This window comes from Sphaerisporangium flaviroseum, assembly GCF_039537005.1.
GTDB classification, from domain to species: Bacteria; Actinomycetota; Actinomycetes; order Streptosporangiales; family Streptosporangiaceae; genus Sphaerisporangium; species Sphaerisporangium flaviroseum.
Map to the genome: position 1 here is coordinate 289,231 of NZ_BAAAZR010000043.1, position 16,798 is coordinate 306,028.

Sequence of the window (16,798 nt, forward strand, 5' to 3'; positions counted from 1 at the left end):
ACCCGGTCATCACCGTGAGTTAGACCGAATCTATACCCTGCGATGACGAGTAGCTCAGGCCCCCGTATGTAGTGTTAAGGCAGGTCAAGAGGGATGCGACCAGTCGCCCGAGAGGGCGTCGCAGAGCTTTTCACCAAAAGGACGCGGTGGGGGACCGCGTCCAGTCTGCGGGACCGCCCGATGCGTTTGGGGGAAGGCATCGGCGCTGGACCGTGAGAGATCGGGGCCGGGCAGGCGGGGGACTGCCCGGCCCCGATTCATGCCCGGGGACGGTTCCCCCTGGCGCTCACCCTCGCCTTCCCGGCCCGCTTCCGCCACGCCCCTTCCCACCCCGCCGCGGCTTCCCGCCCACCACACCCTTCCCCCGGCCACGGCCCTTCCCCCGCCTTGCCGCGCCCTTCCTCGCCCAGCGGGCCTTCCTCGCCCTGCCCCTGCCCTTCCCTCACCCGCCCTTCCCCTGCCACGCCCCGCCGACTCCAGCGCACCTTTCCGTCACGCCGGTCACATCGCCCTCCGCGTGACCCTACGCTGGAGGAGCTATGAGCACTGATGTCGGTATTGATGGGGTTTGTGGCCCGAAGGTAGATCTTAATATGCTTTGCAATGATTTCGTTTGCTTTGTCCTGACTCGGTGGGTAAGGTTTCAAGCACGAAACGGATGGTGACCTGGTCTTCAGCAGGAAGGCCACCGTCCCGTACGTCGAATCCCACGGGCGCACCGCCCACGGGAACCGGGGACCCAAGTTTTGTGGGGTGAATCCGCGCAAGCGGTAGGGCGGCTCCAAGCCCGAATCCGTCAGCTAACCCGGTAGACGCGATGGAGAGGAGACCAGAGTGGAGCATCCCACTCCGCACAGTCCACAGACCGGGCAACCCTAAGACCTGGATCTTGCCGTCAGAAGCGGCCGGACTAGTCGGCTGTTAGCAGCCGTCCCATCGGGCGATTGACTCGCCCTCTGCGACACATGGTGGCCTGGTGCCACCGCTAACCGACCCAAGTACGAACGCGCGCTCGGCGCGGCTGGACGCTGTCCCGTTAAGCACCCGAAAGCGCTTTCCACCCCCCGCACCGATCCCCCTCGGCGACTCGGAGCGCGGTCCCCTTGTCTTCTGATGAAAGATCCCTTTCCCCATGTCTTTTTTCATGAACACCCCCAATGCACGATGGACGGCAACTCTCGTAGGCGCGGCTCTGCTCTGTACCACCGCTGTCGCCACCACCGCCGGCACCGTCGCCGCCCATGCCGATGACCACGTCGTGAAGACCGTGACGGCGCAGGCCGCCAAGCCGGTGCTGCTCAAGGGCAGCACCAAGGCCTCGTACTTCTGGGACGACGCTTCCGGGCGTATGGGTGACACAGGCCTTCCGGCCATCGGCAAGCCCATGCAGAAGGGTCTCTTCGCGAGCCCCAGCTGGCCTCTCGGCACCGAGGGCTACGTCGAGTACAACGGCAAGAAGGCCCCCTTCTTCATCGGTGACCGCGGCCCGGGCGTCCCGTCGGAGAGCGGCGTCATGCTCGACATCGACGGCAAGACCTTCGCCCAGCTGACCGGCGGCACCTTCAGCGACAGCTCGCTCGTGGTGACCGGCTTCTCCGCCGGCCACATCAAGGTCAACTACGTGATCACCAAGTGGGGCACCGGAGTGGGCAAGAAGAACCACCCCGTCCCGTTCTCCACGGGCGCGTGGGGCGTCTACGACCACAACCCCGCCAAGCCCGTCACGCCGGCGGTCCCCGCCGGCAACTGAGACCGGACGAGGACGCGGGGCGCGGAACACCTCCGCAGAGGGACGCACTGGTGAACGCTGAGGCACGCCCGGACACCGCCGTCCGGGTGAACTCACAGCCCCCCGCACGAAGGCATGACCTGGCCACCCGCCCGTCACATCGCCCCCGCTGATGTGCGGAGCCTCGCCGGGACTGCTAAAGTCACCGTAGTCACGCGCCGCTAGCTCAGTTGGTTAGAGCAGCTGACTCTTAATCAGCGGGTCCGGGGTTCGAGTCCCTGGCGGCGCACCACGGCAATGGCCGATGGCATGGGCATTCTCCACTTGACGGAGGATGCCCACAGTCATTTCCGGCCCTGTGTGGGGTCGTTTGCTGGTCGGCCCATCCTCCGCAGGTGTACTGGACGGCGGCCGCGTTGTTGTCGACGCCACGGACGACCAGGCACTTGCCGCTGTTCTTGTTGCGGATCTGCCCGTAGGGGCTGCGGCTGTGGCCGATCTGTGGGGAATCCATGGCGGGTCTGGACATCATGTACCGGTCGATCTGGCACCCACCAACATCACCAACGAAGGGGGAGGGCGGTGCCGTGCCCTCACCCAGACCTGCGCACCCGCAGCTCCGCGACGGTCTCCACTGTGCATGTGTACTACCGCGAGTGTCCCATCCGTACCGCCTACAGCCCGCCATCGCGAGTGACCATCCAACTCGGCGACGACAACACCGGGCAGCCTGGTGGAGATCTCGGGGGTGCGGGCTGCGCTCCCCCGATCAATTGACGGCCACCATCGTTCGATCATCGATCCGTTACAGGCTGCTGAAAACGGCCACAGCTGTGCGGGGCAGGCGCCTGCACTGACGCGGTTCTGATCCATTACGTAGCTGGGAGGTTCGTTGCGTCACTTTATTCGGTTCCTCGTCGTCGGCTGTGCCGCCGCGTTTGTGGTGACGGGTCCGGCACCGGCACCCGCGCACGCAGCCGGTGCACCGCCGTCGAGCGCCGGCCAGCGCTTCGCCCTGCTGGCCCAGGCCAACAATCTCTACGTCACCGCCGAGATCAGCGACAGCGGTGGCCACAACGGCATGCTGCGGGCACGGGCCGCCACGGTGGGCTCCTGGGAGACCTTCACGCTGCACACCTATGACAAGGGCGCCTCGGTCACGCTGCGCTCGGACGCCAACGGCCTGTACGTCACAGCCGAGGCCGGCGACACCGGCGCGGATAAGGGCATGCTGAGGGCGCAGGCCGATCTGGTGAAGTCGTGGGAGCAGTTCACGCTCGTCAACGCCGGGTCGGGCCTGTATGCGCTCAAGGCCAAGGCCAACGGGCTGTACGTCACCACCGAGAAGAACTACACCGGCAGCAGCGCCGGCATGTTGCGTGCCCGCAACTCCACCATCGGCTCGTGGGAAAGGTACAAGCTCGTGCCGGTCGGCGGTGCCGGCCCGGTCCCGACAGCCGCCACGCCCAGCGCGCAAACCGTCTCGGTGATGTCCTGGAACATTTGCAGCAACAACAGCGCCTGCCCGCTGTACCGGGCGACCACCGGCACGGTGGCCGGCACAGTCGCCGGGGCGGCGACGAACTCCTTCGCGCCGGATGCCCTGCTGTTGCAGGAGTTCTGCGAGAAGGACGCCAAGCCCCTGGAACTGGAGCTGGAAGGGCGGACCGGGCGCGGCTGGGATGTGCGGTACGCGCCGATCCAATACCTGCTCTCCGGTACGGCGGTGACGGCACAGAAGGTCTGCGTGCCCGACGTCAACAACGTCGACCGGGGCTCCTACGGCATCGCGCTGGCGGTCCCGGACGTGAACACCTGGTACGCGGCGGCGCCGCTGACCTCGCCACCCGGCTACGAGCAGCGCACCGCGCTGTGCGCCGTCGTGGAGTCCAAGGCACTAAACCTCTGCGCCGCGCACTTCAGCTCCGGACTTTCCACCGACGACCCCGATGGCAGCTACCGAGTCCAGCAGGTGTCCGAGCTGCTCGCATCGGCGGCCAAGCCCGGATACAGGTCCGTCTTGGGTGGGGATCTGAACCTGACCCCGCCCGACAGTCCGTCCGGGCCCGTACCCGGTGCACTGGCACCGGTGTACGCGGCGTACCAGGAATGTGATCAGTCAGCCCACAGCGGTGCCCGCAGGGGCACCCCCACCGCAGGCGGTTCGAAGATTGATTACATCTTCGGGCCGCGGTCGGCCGGCTACCAGTGCCAGGTGGGCACTTCCAACACCAGCTCTGACCACAAGCCGATCTACGCCACTATCACGATCCCCGATTCCTGAATCCGTGATGGTGCCCGGCGGTCACCCCGGGCACCACCACGGCCGGCTGCCATGCCGGCGCGCAGATCAGGACATGATCTAGCGCGTCCAGGTGGAAGGTTGCCGGTGGATGGCGGACATACCCTGGCAGTGGACGTGCGACCGGGTGAGGGCGCCGTCGCCTGCCGCCGTCCCCGGTCCGGTCGGACGTAGGGGAGCGGCATGGAGCCTGTCGTCAGCGAACAGGCAGGTTGTTCGCGCCGGTGAGGCGACCGCGTACCTGGTCGGCGTCGGGGTGGCGCAGGTCGTCGAGGATCGCCACGGCCGCCAGCCAGGCGTCCGACGCGTGGTGCGGTGAGCCGCTGGCCTGGTGGCTATCTCCGAGGTGAACCAGGACATCCGCCTCGCCATACCGGTCACCGGACTCACGATAGAGGCGCAGGGCGCGTTGATAGCACTCCATCGCCTCGGGGTGCCGGCCCAGGTTGTGGTAGGCGAAGCCGAGGCTGTCTCGAACTCCCGCCTCCCCGTAAAGGTCACCCAGCCCTCGCACCAGCACCAGCGCCTGACCACAGTAGAACAGTGCATCCTCGTGGCGGCCGAGGAGTCCACAGTTCCAGCCGATCGCGTTGAGGGCCAAGGCCTGGCCGTACGCGTCATCCGCCTGCCGGAATAGTTCGAGGCCGAGCAACGCCTGTTCCAGCGCCGCGTCGTGCTTCTGCCGGCACTCGTACACCCGCGCCAGGCCAAGCCGGACGACGGCCGCACCGCCCGTGTCTCCCAGGCTGTCATACATGGCCAGTGCCTGCTGGTAGTGATCGCATGCCTCGTCCTGGCGACCCATCATGGTGTACGCGCGGGCACACAGCCGATGTGACACGGCCTGGCGGACGATGTCACCTGTCCGGAGGGCTCCCGCCAGGGCGGTCCGCTGCGTCGCGGCCTGATCCTCCCACAACCCCCGCTTCGTGCAGAACGTCGCCAGCGCCCAAGACAGTTGCCAAGCATGTGCTTCGAAGCCGTCCCCGGCCCTGTGCACCGCCGACAGCAAGACCTGGTATTCCGCCGCGAACCACTCGAAGGCCTGCGCGCGATCCGGCAACTGATGGACATCCACCCCCTCACGCGGCGGCTCCAGCACGGTCGGCTCCCGCTGGGGGTCCAGCATCAGCGCAGCCGTGCAGGCGGTGTGCACGTAGTGGTCGAGCAGCCGGTGTCGGGCATCCCGGCGGTCGGATTCGGTGTCGACGGTGCGGCCCAGTTCCCCCGCGTACGCCCGCAGCAGATCGTGGAAGGTGTACCGGGCCGGAACGTGCTCGATGAGCAGGCTCGCCCGGGTCAGTTCCGCCAGCAGCACCCGGGTGGTCCGCAACGGGAGTCCGGCGAGGTTGGCCGCGGCCATGGCGGAGATGTCCGGACCGGGAACGGTCCCCAGCAACCGGAACAGCCGTGCCGCCGGCGCACCCAGGGCCCCGTACGACCAGGAGAACACGGCGCGGGGATCACTGGCCGGGTCTTCCACCGCCAGCGCGTCCAGCCGATCCCGGCCGTCCCACAACTCCCGGCACACCTCGGCGAGAGGAAAGTCGGGGTGGACCGCCGCGCGTCCCGCCACGATCGCCAGCGCCAGCGGTAACCGGGCGCAGGCGTCGGCGACGGCTTCCACCGCATCCATGTCTGGATGTGTCCGCTCTGCGCCCAGCCGTTCGGTCAGGAAATCGACCGCCTCGCCGGCGGTGAACACGTCGAGCATCACTGGTCTCGCAGCGTGGGTGGCCAGCAGCCCGTCGAGACGGCTGCGGCTGGTGACCATGGCCAGGCAGCCGGCCGCGCCGGGCAGCAACGGCCGTACCTGCTCGGCGTCCCGGGCGTTGTCAAGGACGACCATGATGCGCCGGTCCGCCACGATACTGCGGTACAGGGCCGTCCGGCCGTCCAGGTCCACCGGGATGTGTTGCGCCGGAATGTGCAACGCCTCAAGAAATCCGTGCAAGGCCTCGGTGGCCGCCACCGGCCTACCAGCAGGGTCGAAGCCGCGCAGGTCAACGTAGAGCTGCCCGTCGGGGAAATGGCTGCGGGTCTTGTGCGCCCAATGCACCGCGAGTGCCGTCTTGCCCACGCCGGCCGCACCCCAGATCACGCCGACGCACGCGGACGCGCCGGCGCGTGATCCCTGCAGCAGACCGTCCAGCTGTCGAATCTGATCCGTCCTGCCGACGAGAAGACCGGGAGCGCCCGGCAACTGGGCCGGCCTCACCTCGGCGATCGCTGGTACAGGCACATCCGGCACGCGGGCGGACGGCGGGCGAAGCAACTTGTCGGCGTCCACCCCGCCGGACAGCAACCTTTCATGCAGTTGTTGCAGCTCTGGGCCGGGCTCCACGCCGAGCTGGTCGATGAGCTGGCGGCGCGTGCGCCGGAACACATCCAGAGCCTCAGCGTGTCGTCCGCTCCCGTACAGGGCCAGCATCAGCAACGCCCGCAACCGCTCCCGGTACGGCTGTGCGACAACCAGACGGTTGAGCTCGGACACCACCTTGACGTGCCGGCCCAGCTCCAGGTCCAACTCGATGCGCCGCTCCAGGATGGCCAGCCGCCGCTCCTCCAGGTGCTCCGCGGTGGTCTGCAGGTGTGGCGAGTCCAGTCCGTCCAACGCCGGACCTCGCCACAGCGAGATTGCATGGGTGAGCAGCCGACTGGCCTCATCTATGCGCCCGGCACCCACCAGTACCTCGGCTCGCGCCACCGCATTGTCCACGCGCTGCAGATCAAGTTGCCCGTCCGCCACATTGATCAGATAACCCGTGCCCTTCGGCACCAGCAGGTCGGTTCCATCGCCTGCGGCACGCAGCAGGCGCCGCAGGCTCGATGCACGGTTCTGCACCTGGGCGCGGGCGGTTGCCGGCGGGTGCTCCCCCCACGTCGCCTCGATCAACTGCTGGATGGACACCATCCGGTTCGCGTTGAGGAGCAAAGCCGCCAGCAGACGCCGGTTACGTTCACCACCCAACGCCAGTTCGCCCTGGTCGGTCCGCACCTCCAGTGGACCCAGCAGGCCGTACTGCATGGTTCACCGCCCATCGGCCGCGCGCCGCCGCAGCGTCAACTCCACGCGTGAGGGCTACAAGATCTCATAAATGCCTGTTCATGACTAGGCGGAGCCATTCTGGACCCTCCCACTTGACGGAGGATGCCCACAGTCATTTCAGGGTCAAAGTCGCAGCACCGTGCGTAGCAGTACCCGGGCGCCCGCTAGCAGGTCCGTATCCGCGGTGTCCTCCTCCGGGACGTGGCTGACCCCTCCGATGCTCGGCACGAAGATCATGCCGATCGGCGCGATCCTGGCCACTATCTGTGCGTCGTGGCCCGCCCCGCTCGGCAGCGTCTGGTGCGGGAGCCCCAGTTCGTCGGCGCTCGCCGTGATCGCCGCGCGCAGCGCCGGATCTGTGGCGACCGGTGCCGCGCGCGTATCCACACGGATGTCGATATGCACGTCCGCCTGCTTGTCCAGGGACGCCAGCGAGGTCCGCAGAGCCTCCTCGGCGTTCTCCAGGCGGCTTGGATCGCTGTCGCGAAGGTCTATCGTCAGCCGCACGCTGTCCGCGATCGTGTTCGGCGAGTTCGGATGGACCTCCACCCATCCGACGGTGGTGACCCGGCACAGCCGCCGTTCACAGGCGAGGTCTTGGGCGGCCAGCACGATGCGTGCCGCGGTGGGCAGCGGATCGCGCCGCAGGTTCATCGGGGTGGTCCCTGCGTGCCCGGCCGACCCGCGGACCTCCACGGTGAGCAGGGTGCGTCCGGTGATGGAATCGACCACTCCGATCGGGCGGCCGCTGCGCTCCAGGACCGGTCCCTGTTCCACATGGAGCTCCAGGTAGGCCGCCACCGACTCTGCCAGCCATACCGCTGTGCTCAGTGCCGCCAGATCTCCACCGGCCAGCGCGAGCGGGCGGCGCAGCGACCGTCCATCGTGGTCACGCGGATCGTCGGGCAACATCTCCAGCGCGCCGGCGAGCACCGTGGACCCCCAGAACGGCTGGGGGAACAGGGCCCCTTCCTCGTTGGCGAACGCGACGAGGACCGGCTCGTACGCGGGCTCCGCTCCGGATTCGACGATGGTCTGCATGACTTCGAGCCCCGCGAGCACCCCATAGGCGCCGTCGAGCCTGCCGCCGTTCGCCACGGTGTCCAGATGAGAGCCGATGAGCAGTACCCTGCGGCTTTCCGCGCCTCGCCCTCCTCCAGGGCGGCGGATCAGCACGTTCCCGGCGGCGTCCACGGCGGCGTCCATGCCGCCGAGCTGCGCCTCCTTGCTCAACCGCTCGCGCGCCTCCAGATCGGACGCGCTGAATCCCTCTCTGCTGACCCCGCCCCCGGCGTTGCCCCCGATGCTCGCGAACGCCTCGATCCGGTCGAGGAGCCGGCGCGCGTTGATGTCCGCGGTCATTTCGGCTCCCGCTCAGGAGGCACGGCGACCACGGCGTCGCCGCTGTCGGGTTGCTCGTCGGCCACCGAGGGGATGATCTCGGGGGTCGGCAGCCGCGGCGAGAACACCATCGCGGCGGAGACCAGCGCCGCGACGGCCATCATGACGTACATGATCCGGTAGTCGAGCACCCCGATCAGCACGGTGCCGGCGGCGATCGACGCCGTCTGGGCGATGTCGCCCACGGTACTGGTCGCGGCGTTCACCCGTCCCTGCAACCGGGCCGGCGTGTACAGGTGGCACGCGGTCTGCAGCGCCAGCATCAGGAACGGAAGGCCCGCGCCGATGATGAGCGCGCCGACGAGGAACAGCGGGACCTGGCGGGTGACACAGAGCAGCAGTCCGAGCGCGACGAGCGCGTATCCCACAGAACTGATCCTCGTCTCCTTGGCCCTCTTGGCCAGCAGCCCGGCCACCACTCCGCCAGCGACCGAGCCACCGCCCTGGACGGACGCCACGATGCCCATGAACGCCGCCTGCTGCCGCAGGCCCTCGTCGATCGCCGCGAAGGCCGCGGTCTCCAGCAGGCCGATGACGGCCATGAAGCCGACCATCGCGAGGACGAGGCGGTACAGGAGCGGCACCTGGTGCACGTAACGGAAACCGGCCGTCACCGACGTCCGGTACGGCTCTTCGCTGCGCTCGGGCTCCGATTCGACGACCTTGATCGAGGCCAGCAGGAGCGCGGCCACGATGAACGTGGCGGAACCGATGAAGGCCAGCGAGTCACCGCCGAACGTCGCGTACACACCGGCGCCGACCATGGGCGAGACGATGCGCACTCCCTCCCCGACGGTGATGAGCAGGGAGCGCGCGTGCACCGCGTCGGAGGAGGGGATCAGATCCTTGAGCAGTGCCGAACGGGCCGGAACCGAGAACATCAGACCGTACGCGAAGGTCACCGCGTAGATGATCCATATCTGGTCGGCGCTGCGCACGGCCAGCAGGGAGAGCACCAGCACCGCCATGAAGCCGTACATCCACAACAGCAACGGCTTGCGGCGGACCCGGTCGACGAGGTCCCCGAGCAGCGGCGCGGCCAGGCCGGGCGCCGTGATGATGAGAAAGACCAGACCGGCCTGGGCGTTCGAACCGGTGAGGTCCTTGGCCCAGATGGCCAGCGACAGGAACATCGCGCTGTCCCCGAAGCCCGATACGGTCTGGGCGAAAAAGATCCGGCGGAAGCGCGGATTCCTGCGAAGGAGTTCCCACATGTGACATCACCACTTAGGTCGGGAAGAGCCGGTCTGAGGGGCGGCCGGACGCGCGGGAGCACCGGTGTGCGCTCCGCCTCGTCGCGAGCCCGGGCCTTGCGCCGTCAGCTCTCGCCCATGGCGATGCGCAGGCTCTTGGGCCGCATGTCCGTCCACACCTGGCCGATGTGCTCCAGGCACTCCTCGCGCGTGCCCTGCACACCCGTGGTGTGCCAGCCGGCCGGCACCTCCCGGCCCACGGCCCAGATGGAGTACTGCTCTTCGTCGTTGACGACCACGGCGTACGTGACGTCGGTGGACTGTTCGCTCATTTCACATTCCTTCCATGTGCGCTGGGGTGCGCGTACGAAGATCGGCCTTCAGGCGCTCGTCGACCATCTGCCGTACGATCTGCCGGCTGGTCTTGCCCGCGGTGTTTCGGGGAAGCTCGTCGAAGAACAGCACGCGCCGGGGCTGCATGTAGGCGGGCAGCAGCCGGCGCAACGGGGCGCGGAGCTCCGCCTCGTCCACGATGTGCCCGGGTGCGGTCGCGACGGCCAGGTACAGGTCCGGCTGGGCGCGCAGCGCGTCCGAGAGCACGGCGATGGCCTGGGACACGAACGGCACCTGCTGGGCGACCGCCTCGATCTCCCCCGGCTCCACCCGGTGACCGCGGATCTTCACCTGGTCGTCGCGGCGGCCGTGGAAGTAGTGCTGGCCGTCCGGCCCGACCCGCACCAGGTCTCCGGTCCGGTACATCCGCTCGCCGTCCGGGCCCATGACGAAGGCACGAGCGGTCAGCTCCGCGTCTCCGGCGTAACCGCGCGCCACCCCGATGCCGGACAGGAACAGCTCACCGACGGTCCCCGCCGGGACCGGGCGCTGCCGTTCGTCCAGGACGTGGGCGCGCAGCCCGGTGAGCGGACGGCCGATCGGCATCGGATCCCGGTAGGGCGGCAGCACCTGGGTGCAGAGCCCGACCACCGTGATCTCGGTAGGTCCGTACGCGTTCCACAGCGTGCCCGTGACATCCCAGAGGTCGTCCGTGAGGGCGGACGTCAGGGCCTCGCCACCGCTGATGAGCGTGGCGAAGACCCGCTCACGGTGGAGGAAGGGCAGCAGCAGGCGGAGCTGGCTCGGGGTGGCCCAGGCGGCGTCCACGGGATGCGCGCGCAGCCAGTCGGCGAAGAACTCCGGATTGCGAGCGGAGCGAGGGGGCGCGACCGCGATGGTGCCACCGCTGATCAGCGGCATCAACATCTCGGGGACGGACATGTCGAAGACGATGTTGCTGTGGGCGAGCATCCGGTCGCCGGGACGCAGGCTCAGCGCACGCACGAAGTAATCCAGCATGTTGAGCAGCGCCGGGTGCTCGACCTCCACTCCCTTGGGCACTCCGGTCGAGCCCGAGGTGAACAGGATGTACGCGGCGGGTTCCCGCCCGTCCCCGCCGTCCCCCGCGGCGGCCACCTCGGCGACCGCGCGTTCCACCACCCCATCGGCTCCCGGTCCGGTCGCCGCCACGTCGCAGCGGGCTTTCTGGACCTGGTAACGGCGCCGGTCGGCGGGAGAGGCCGGGTCCAGCGGGACCGCCACCGCCTCCAGCAGCCAGGTCGCCAGCAGCGCCACGACGTAGCCGGTTCCGTATCCGGACTCGATGGCGACGTGCGAGCCGCGCCGCGCGCCGCCTGCCTCCAGCCGCGTGGCCTGCTCGCGCACTGCGGACAGCAGCGCCTGATAGCCGAGCTCACGGGTCTCGTCCTGTACGGCCGGCGCGTGCGGCGTCGCCCGGGCGTGCCACAGGAACCGCTCCAGCGTGGTCCCCGGCACGGCGGCGCGTGCGGGCTCAGTCGGTTCTGGCATCGGCGCTCCTGCCCGCGTTCGTGTCGACGGACCCCCGGAACAGGGCGATGAGCCTGTCCAGGGTGGGGTCGGCGAAGAAGTCGGAGAGCTCCACCGCCACACCGAACTCCTGCTCCAGCCGGGACAGCAGGCGCAGCGCTTTGATGGAGTGGCCGCCCAGCATCAGGAAGTGGTCCTCGGGGCGCGCGTCGTCGAGGCCCAGGATCTCGCACCACACGGTGCTGACGGTCGCGGTCGCCTCGTCCTCGGCGTCGGCCGCTCCGCGATCCCCCTCGGCCGCCGCCGGCCGGCCGGGAGCGGGCGCGCCGGAGGCCGGTTCCGGCAACACAGGCTCCGGCAACACAGGCTCCGGGACCGCAGGCTCGGGGGCCGCAGGCTCCGCGGCCGCCGGGGGGGCCGCCGGCTCGGGGGCCGTCATGATGCCGGCGGCGGCCAGCGCCGCGTAACGGTCGGCCTTGCCGTTGGCGTTGACCGGTATCCGGTCCAGCACGACCAGCCGGGTCGGCACCATGTACTCGGGCAGCTCACGCCGCAGCAGCGCGCCGAGCGCCGGCGCGTCCAGCGGCACGGCCGGTTCACCGGCGGGCGTGACGCAGGCGACGATCTCGGTCCCGTCGTCCGTGGCGTGGGCGAGCACGACGGCATCGGCCACCTCGTCCAGCCGTCGCAGGGCCGCGTCGATCTCGCCGAGTTCGACGCGGAAGCCCCGGATCTTCACCTGGTCGTCCTGGCGTCCGAGGAACGCGAACCGTCCGCCGGACAGCACCCTCACCTGGTCCCCCGTGCGGTACAGGCGCCGCCCGGCCCGTGAGCCGAACGGGTCGGGCACGAAAGCGGCCGCCGTCATCTCGGGCGCGCCGAGGTAGCCGTGGGCCAGCCCGTCACCGCCCACATACAGCTCGCCCACCTCGCCCACCTGGACCGGCCGCCCCGCCGGATCGAGCGCGTAGGCGGTGGAGCCCGAGATCGGGCGGCCTATCGGTACGGTGCCCTCGGCGAGGTCGGCCGGCGTGACATCGTGGAAGGTGCTGAACGTCGTGTTCTCGGTCGGCCCGTACCCGTTCACCACCCGTGCCGGCGGGTGGCCGGACAGGAGCTTCGCCAGGCGCCGCTCGTCGGCCTTCTCACCGCCGAACAGGAGCACCCGCAGATGCCGCAGGGCGTCGGGGGCGAAGTCCACCACCTGGTTGAGAAGCGTGGCGGTGAGCCACAGGACCGTGATCCGCCGCTGCTCGAGGAACCGCTGCAGGCGCGTGGGCGACAGGACCACGTCCTGGTCCTCCACCACGAGGGTGGCTCCGGCGGCCAGCGCCCCCCAGATCTCGAACGTCGCCGCGTCGAAGGCGGGGCTCGACAGGTGCGCGACCCGGTCGGCGGGATCGATGGTCACGTAGTTCGCGTCCGGGACCAGCCGGGTGATCGCCCGGTGGGGGATGACGACCGCTTTGGGTACGCCCGACGAGCCGGAGGTCGACATCACGTACGCCACGTCCTCGCCGGTCAGCCGCGCCGGGCCGGACGCGGGCGCGGTGGGCGCCGCCTGCCGGAGCAACGCCCGCAGCCACAGCACGGGCATCAGGTCCGCAAGCAGCTCGGCTCGCCGCCCGTCCACGACGAGGGCGGCCCGCGCCGCGGCTTCCGCCACCGACCGCGTACGTTCGGCCGGCTGACGCACGTCGACCGGCAGGTAGGCGCAGCCCGCGTACAGGATGCCGAGGAAGACCGTCACCATGTCAACGCCACGGTCCATCGCGACGGCGACCACGTCCCCCCGGCGCAGCCCGGCCGCTCGCAGCCCCGCGGCCACCGCGGACGCCCGCTCGTCCAGCTCCCGGTACGTCAGCTCGCGATCCCGGTGCCGGATCGCGATGGCGTCCGGGCGGGCCACCGCCTGCCGGCGCACCCGCTCATGAACGGGCACGTATGGCCGGACCTCCGGCGCGGCCGCGGCCGACCTCGCGGGACCGGACAGCCCAGGCAGGACGGCGTCGGGATCGGCGAAGGCCTCGCCCACCGCCGACACCAGCCGCTGGTGGAGCTCGGCCGCCGCCTCGGCGGAGAACAGGTCGGTACGGTACTCCAGCTCGGCGATGGTGGCGTCCGCCCGCCGCGTCACGCTCCACAGCACGTCGTACTTGGCGGTCCCGGTGGGGACGAGCTCGCGTTCGGCCCACGAGTCCCCCGCGCGCAGCCCGCACTCCGAAGCGTCGACGTACGTCAGGGCGGTCTGCACGGAAGCCGATCCCGGCTGGTTCCCGTTCGGCCACAGATCCTCGATCACGGTCCGGCCCGGCAGCCGGCCGTGCGCGAGGGCCTCGGTGACGACCCGGCGCACCGACCTCACCAGGACACGGGCGGTGGTGCCCGGCGGGAGGACGAAGCGCAGCGGCAGCATGTCGACGAACAGCCCGACCTCCTCCCGCTGTTCCGGGCCGCGCGACGACACCGGCACGATGATGACCAGGTCGCGCTCGCCCGTCACCGCGGCGAGCCCGGCGGCGTGGGCCGCCACCCAGGCCATGAACGGGCTCAGCCGTTCGGCCTCGGCCAGCGAGGACAGGTCGGCCAGCGACTCGGGCGCGAAGGTGATGACCTGCGTCGCGCCGGAGACCCCGGCCGGCTTCCGCCGGGGCAGGTCGTGCGGCACCGGCAGGCCCCCCGGGCAGTCCGCCAGGGTCCTGCGCCAGTACTCCATGGCCGCGGCCGGATCCTGCCCCTGGGGGGAGACGGCCCGCGGAACCGTCTCGGCCCTCTCGTCGGGGCCGCCCGGTTCGCTCCCGTCGGATCCGGTCCCTTCGCCCATGTACAGCCGCTGCAGATGGGACTCCAGCAGCGACAGAGAGGCACCGTCGCAGACCAGGTGGTGGACGGTGAGCTGCAGCAGGTCACCCTCCTCGCCGCGGTCGACCACCAACGCGCGCAGCAACGGCGGGCGCGCCAGATCGAACGGCGTCCGCGCGTCGTCGTCCAGTAACCGGCGCACCTCGGGCTCAGGCACGCCCTGAGCCTCGACCCAGCGGCACGACGGCATCGGGGCGTCGCCGGCCGTGAACGCCCGGCCGGGTGTCTCGAAGCCGCGCCGGAGCGCTTCGTGCCCCGCGGCGAGGGCGTTGAGCGCTCCTCTCAAGCGGACCAGGTCGAGCTTGCCGCCGAATCGGTAGCGGGCGCAGACGTGGTAGAGCGGTGTGCCGGGATCGAGGCTCTCGGCGGCCCACACCCGCTCTTCGGCCGGGGTCGGCTCGCGCGACTCGCGCTCCTTCGGGCGCGGGCCCGTGGCGAGCGCCGCCACCAGCCTGCCGAACTCGGGATAGTCGTAGAGGATGTCCAGGTCCAGCTCGGTGCCCGTGAGCGTCCGCAAGGCCATGGCGGCCTCGACGGCGAGAACGGAGTCACCGCCCGAGAGGAAGAAGTCGTCGTCGTCGTGGATCTCGGTGACGCCGAGGCGGTCACGCCAGATGCCGGCCACGGCGTCCCGCAGGACCTCGCCATGGCCACCGGTCCGCTCAGTCATCGATGTCCCCCTGCGCTCGCGGCCTGCGGATGACCAGCCGGTCGCCGATCGCCAGGGCGTCCAGCGACGAGCGTGCGTAGGTCGCCACCGCCTCTTGCGGGGTACGCACGATCGGCTGGCCCCGCAGGTTGAACGATGTGTTCAGCACCATCGGCGTGCCGCAGTCGTCTCCGAGCCGCCGGATCAGGCTCCAGAACCGCGGCGCGCCGCTTCGCTCGACGACCTGGACGCGGGCCGAACCGTCGACATGGGTGACCGCGGGCAACAGCTCGCGATACTTCTCCCGTACCTGGGTGGTGAACAGCATGTGCCGGTACAGGCCCTCCTGGCCGGGCTCGATCTCGAAATACTCGTGGGCGTCCTCGGCGAGCACGGCCGGGGCGAACGGCCGGAACTCCTCGCGCTGCTTCACCACGGCGTTCAGGTGGGCCCGCATGCCGGGTGCGGTCGGATCGGCCAGGATGCTGCGGTTGCCGAGGGCGCGCGGGCCGAACTCCATCCGCCCCTGGAACCAGGCGACCACCGACCCGCTCCGGATCAGCCCCGACACCTGCTCCAGCAGCCGCTCGTCCAGCAGCTTCCGCACGTCATGCTCCGGGCCGAGCACGGTCAGTGCCTCCGCCACCTCTTCCGGGCCGAACCCCTCGCCCCAGTACGGCATCGTCATGGCGACCGGCGCCGCGGGCACGTGCTGCCTGAGCTGCCACAGGGCGGCGCCCAGCGCCGAGCCGTCGTCGCCGGCGGCGGGTTGGACGAACATCCGGTCGAAGAGGCCGCTGCGGGCGATCAGCCCGTTGGCGGTGCAGTTGAGCGCCACGCCGCCGGCCATGCACAGGTCACGCGTACCGCCGCTGGCGTCCAGGGCGGCGCGCAGGACGAACATCAGGCTTTCCTCAAGGCAGTGCTGCAGGGTCGCCGCGACGTCCATGTGCCGCTGCGTCAGCGGGGCGTCGGGATGGCGCGCCGGGCCGAACAGCTCTTCGAGGCGGCGGAGGGCCCCCCGGTGCGTCTCGCGCTCCACGGGAGTCCGGTCGCGGGCCAGCAGCGGGACCACCAGCCGCCCGCCGGCGTACCGTCCTGCCAGTTCGCCGGCCGCGTCGGCGTAGCGCGAGGGGTCGCCGTACGGTGCCAGGCCCATCACCTTGTACTCGTCCATTCCGGGCAGGAAGCCGAGGTACAGGGTGACGACGCTGTACAGGATGCCGAGGGACGCCGTGATCGGATACGTGCGCAGGACCCGCAGCCGCCCTTCCCGGCCGGACATCACGGAGATCGACTCGGTCTCGCCCATGCCGTCGGCCACCAGCACCATGGCGTCCTGGAAGCCGCTCAGGTAGTAGGCGCTCGCGGCGTGCGCCAGATGGTGCCGGACACGCACCAGCTTGCGGCCCCAGTCGTGCTCCGGGTACCGGGCCCCGAGCACGTCGAGCTGCACCTGCTCGCTGTAGACCTCCTGGTACCAGCGCCGCGTGAGGTCGTCGCGATCGAAGACCGGGGATGGCTCGTAGCGGAATCCGTGCGCGACGAAGTCCACGTCCTCCAGGGTCACACCCGCCATGCGCAGGCAGGCGTCGATGGCGTCAGCCGGGAACGCTCCGGTGCCCTTGTCGCCGTCGTGCCTCTCCTGCGCCGAGGCGGCGAGCACCCCTTCCTCGCCGACGAGGGCCGCGGCCGAATCCAGCCCCTGGACCAGTCGCCGCTCACGCCGGTCGAGGCCGGGCAGCAGGTCCTTCTTGAGGGACATCGAGCG

General features: G+C 70.0%; 9 protein-coding genes, 1 tRNA gene and 1 riboswitch. Of the genes, 3 read left to right on the forward strand and 7 right to left on the reverse strand.

Features of this window, described 5'->3' with window-relative positions:
- The first annotated feature begins 688 nt into the window (after positions 1-688).
- Positions 689-830, forward strand: a riboswitch (cyclic di-AMP (ydaO/yuaA leader).
- Positions 831-1,144: 314 nt separating this feature from the next.
- The 3 genes from ABD810_RS36165 to ABD810_RS36175 all read left to right on the forward strand — a co-directional run bounded on the left by ABD810_RS36165 (position 1,145) and on the right by ABD810_RS36175 (position 4,013).
- On the forward strand, positions 1,145-1,750 hold the full coding sequence (locus ABD810_RS36165; protein ID WP_344951625.1) for a hypothetical protein: 606 nt from the start codon (positions 1,145-1,147) through the stop codon (positions 1,748-1,750).
- A 194-nt stretch (positions 1,751-1,944) separates the two neighbouring features.
- A tRNA-Lys gene (locus tag ABD810_RS36170) sits at positions 1,945-2,021 on the forward strand.
- 600 nt (positions 2,022-2,621) lie between these two features.
- Positions 2,622-4,013 (forward strand): endonuclease/exonuclease/phosphatase family protein, encoded by a 1,392-nt coding sequence (locus ABD810_RS36175; RefSeq protein WP_344951628.1) that lies wholly within the window; start codon positions 2,622-2,624, stop codon positions 4,011-4,013.
- A 214-nt stretch (positions 4,014-4,227) separates the two neighbouring features.
- Here ABD810_RS36175 and ABD810_RS36180 read toward each other — a convergent pair whose 3' ends face one another.
- From ABD810_RS36180 to ABD810_RS36210, 7 genes are all read right to left on the reverse strand, one after another.
- Positions 4,228-7,059: an AfsR/SARP family transcriptional regulator gene (locus ABD810_RS36180; protein WP_344951631.1), complete on the reverse strand. Its 2,832-nt coding sequence runs from the start codon at positions 7,057-7,059 to the stop codon at positions 4,228-4,230.
- A gap of 144 nt (positions 7,060-7,203) precedes the next feature.
- The gene (locus ABD810_RS36185; protein WP_344951634.1) at positions 7,204-8,442 is read right to left on the reverse strand and encodes a M20 family metallo-hydrolase; all 1,239 of its coding nucleotides are present in this window, start codon (positions 8,440-8,442) and stop codon (positions 7,204-7,206) included.
- Positions 8,439-9,695 carry an MFS transporter gene (locus ABD810_RS36190; protein WP_344951637.1) on the reverse strand — a complete coding sequence of 419 codons (1,257 nt, stop codon included), beginning with the start codon at positions 9,693-9,695 and terminating at the stop codon, positions 8,439-8,441. Before ABD810_RS36190 ends, ABD810_RS36185 begins: the two co-directional genes overlap by 4 nt.
- Before the next feature lie 104 nt (positions 9,696-9,799).
- On the reverse strand, positions 9,800-10,006 hold the full coding sequence (locus ABD810_RS36195; RefSeq protein ID WP_344951640.1) for an MbtH family protein: 207 nt from the start codon (positions 10,004-10,006) through the stop codon (positions 9,800-9,802).
- Position 10,007: 1 nt separating this feature from the next.
- A complete protein-coding gene (locus tag ABD810_RS36200) occupies positions 10,008-11,537 on the reverse strand; it encodes an amino acid adenylation domain-containing protein (RefSeq protein ID WP_344951643.1) in 1,530 nt (509 codons plus the stop codon).
- Entirely contained in the window at positions 11,521-15,048 is a 3,528-nt protein-coding gene (locus ABD810_RS36205; protein WP_344951646.1) for an amino acid adenylation domain-containing protein, read from the reverse strand. The genes ABD810_RS36200 and ABD810_RS36205 overlap by 17 nt, the downstream gene beginning before the upstream one ends.
- Entirely contained in the window at positions 15,041-16,792 is a 1,752-nt protein-coding gene (locus tag ABD810_RS36210) for a carbamoyltransferase family protein (protein WP_344951649.1), read from the reverse strand. Before ABD810_RS36210 ends, ABD810_RS36205 begins: the two co-directional genes overlap by 8 nt.
- Between the last annotated feature and the right edge of the window lie 6 nt (positions 16,793-16,798).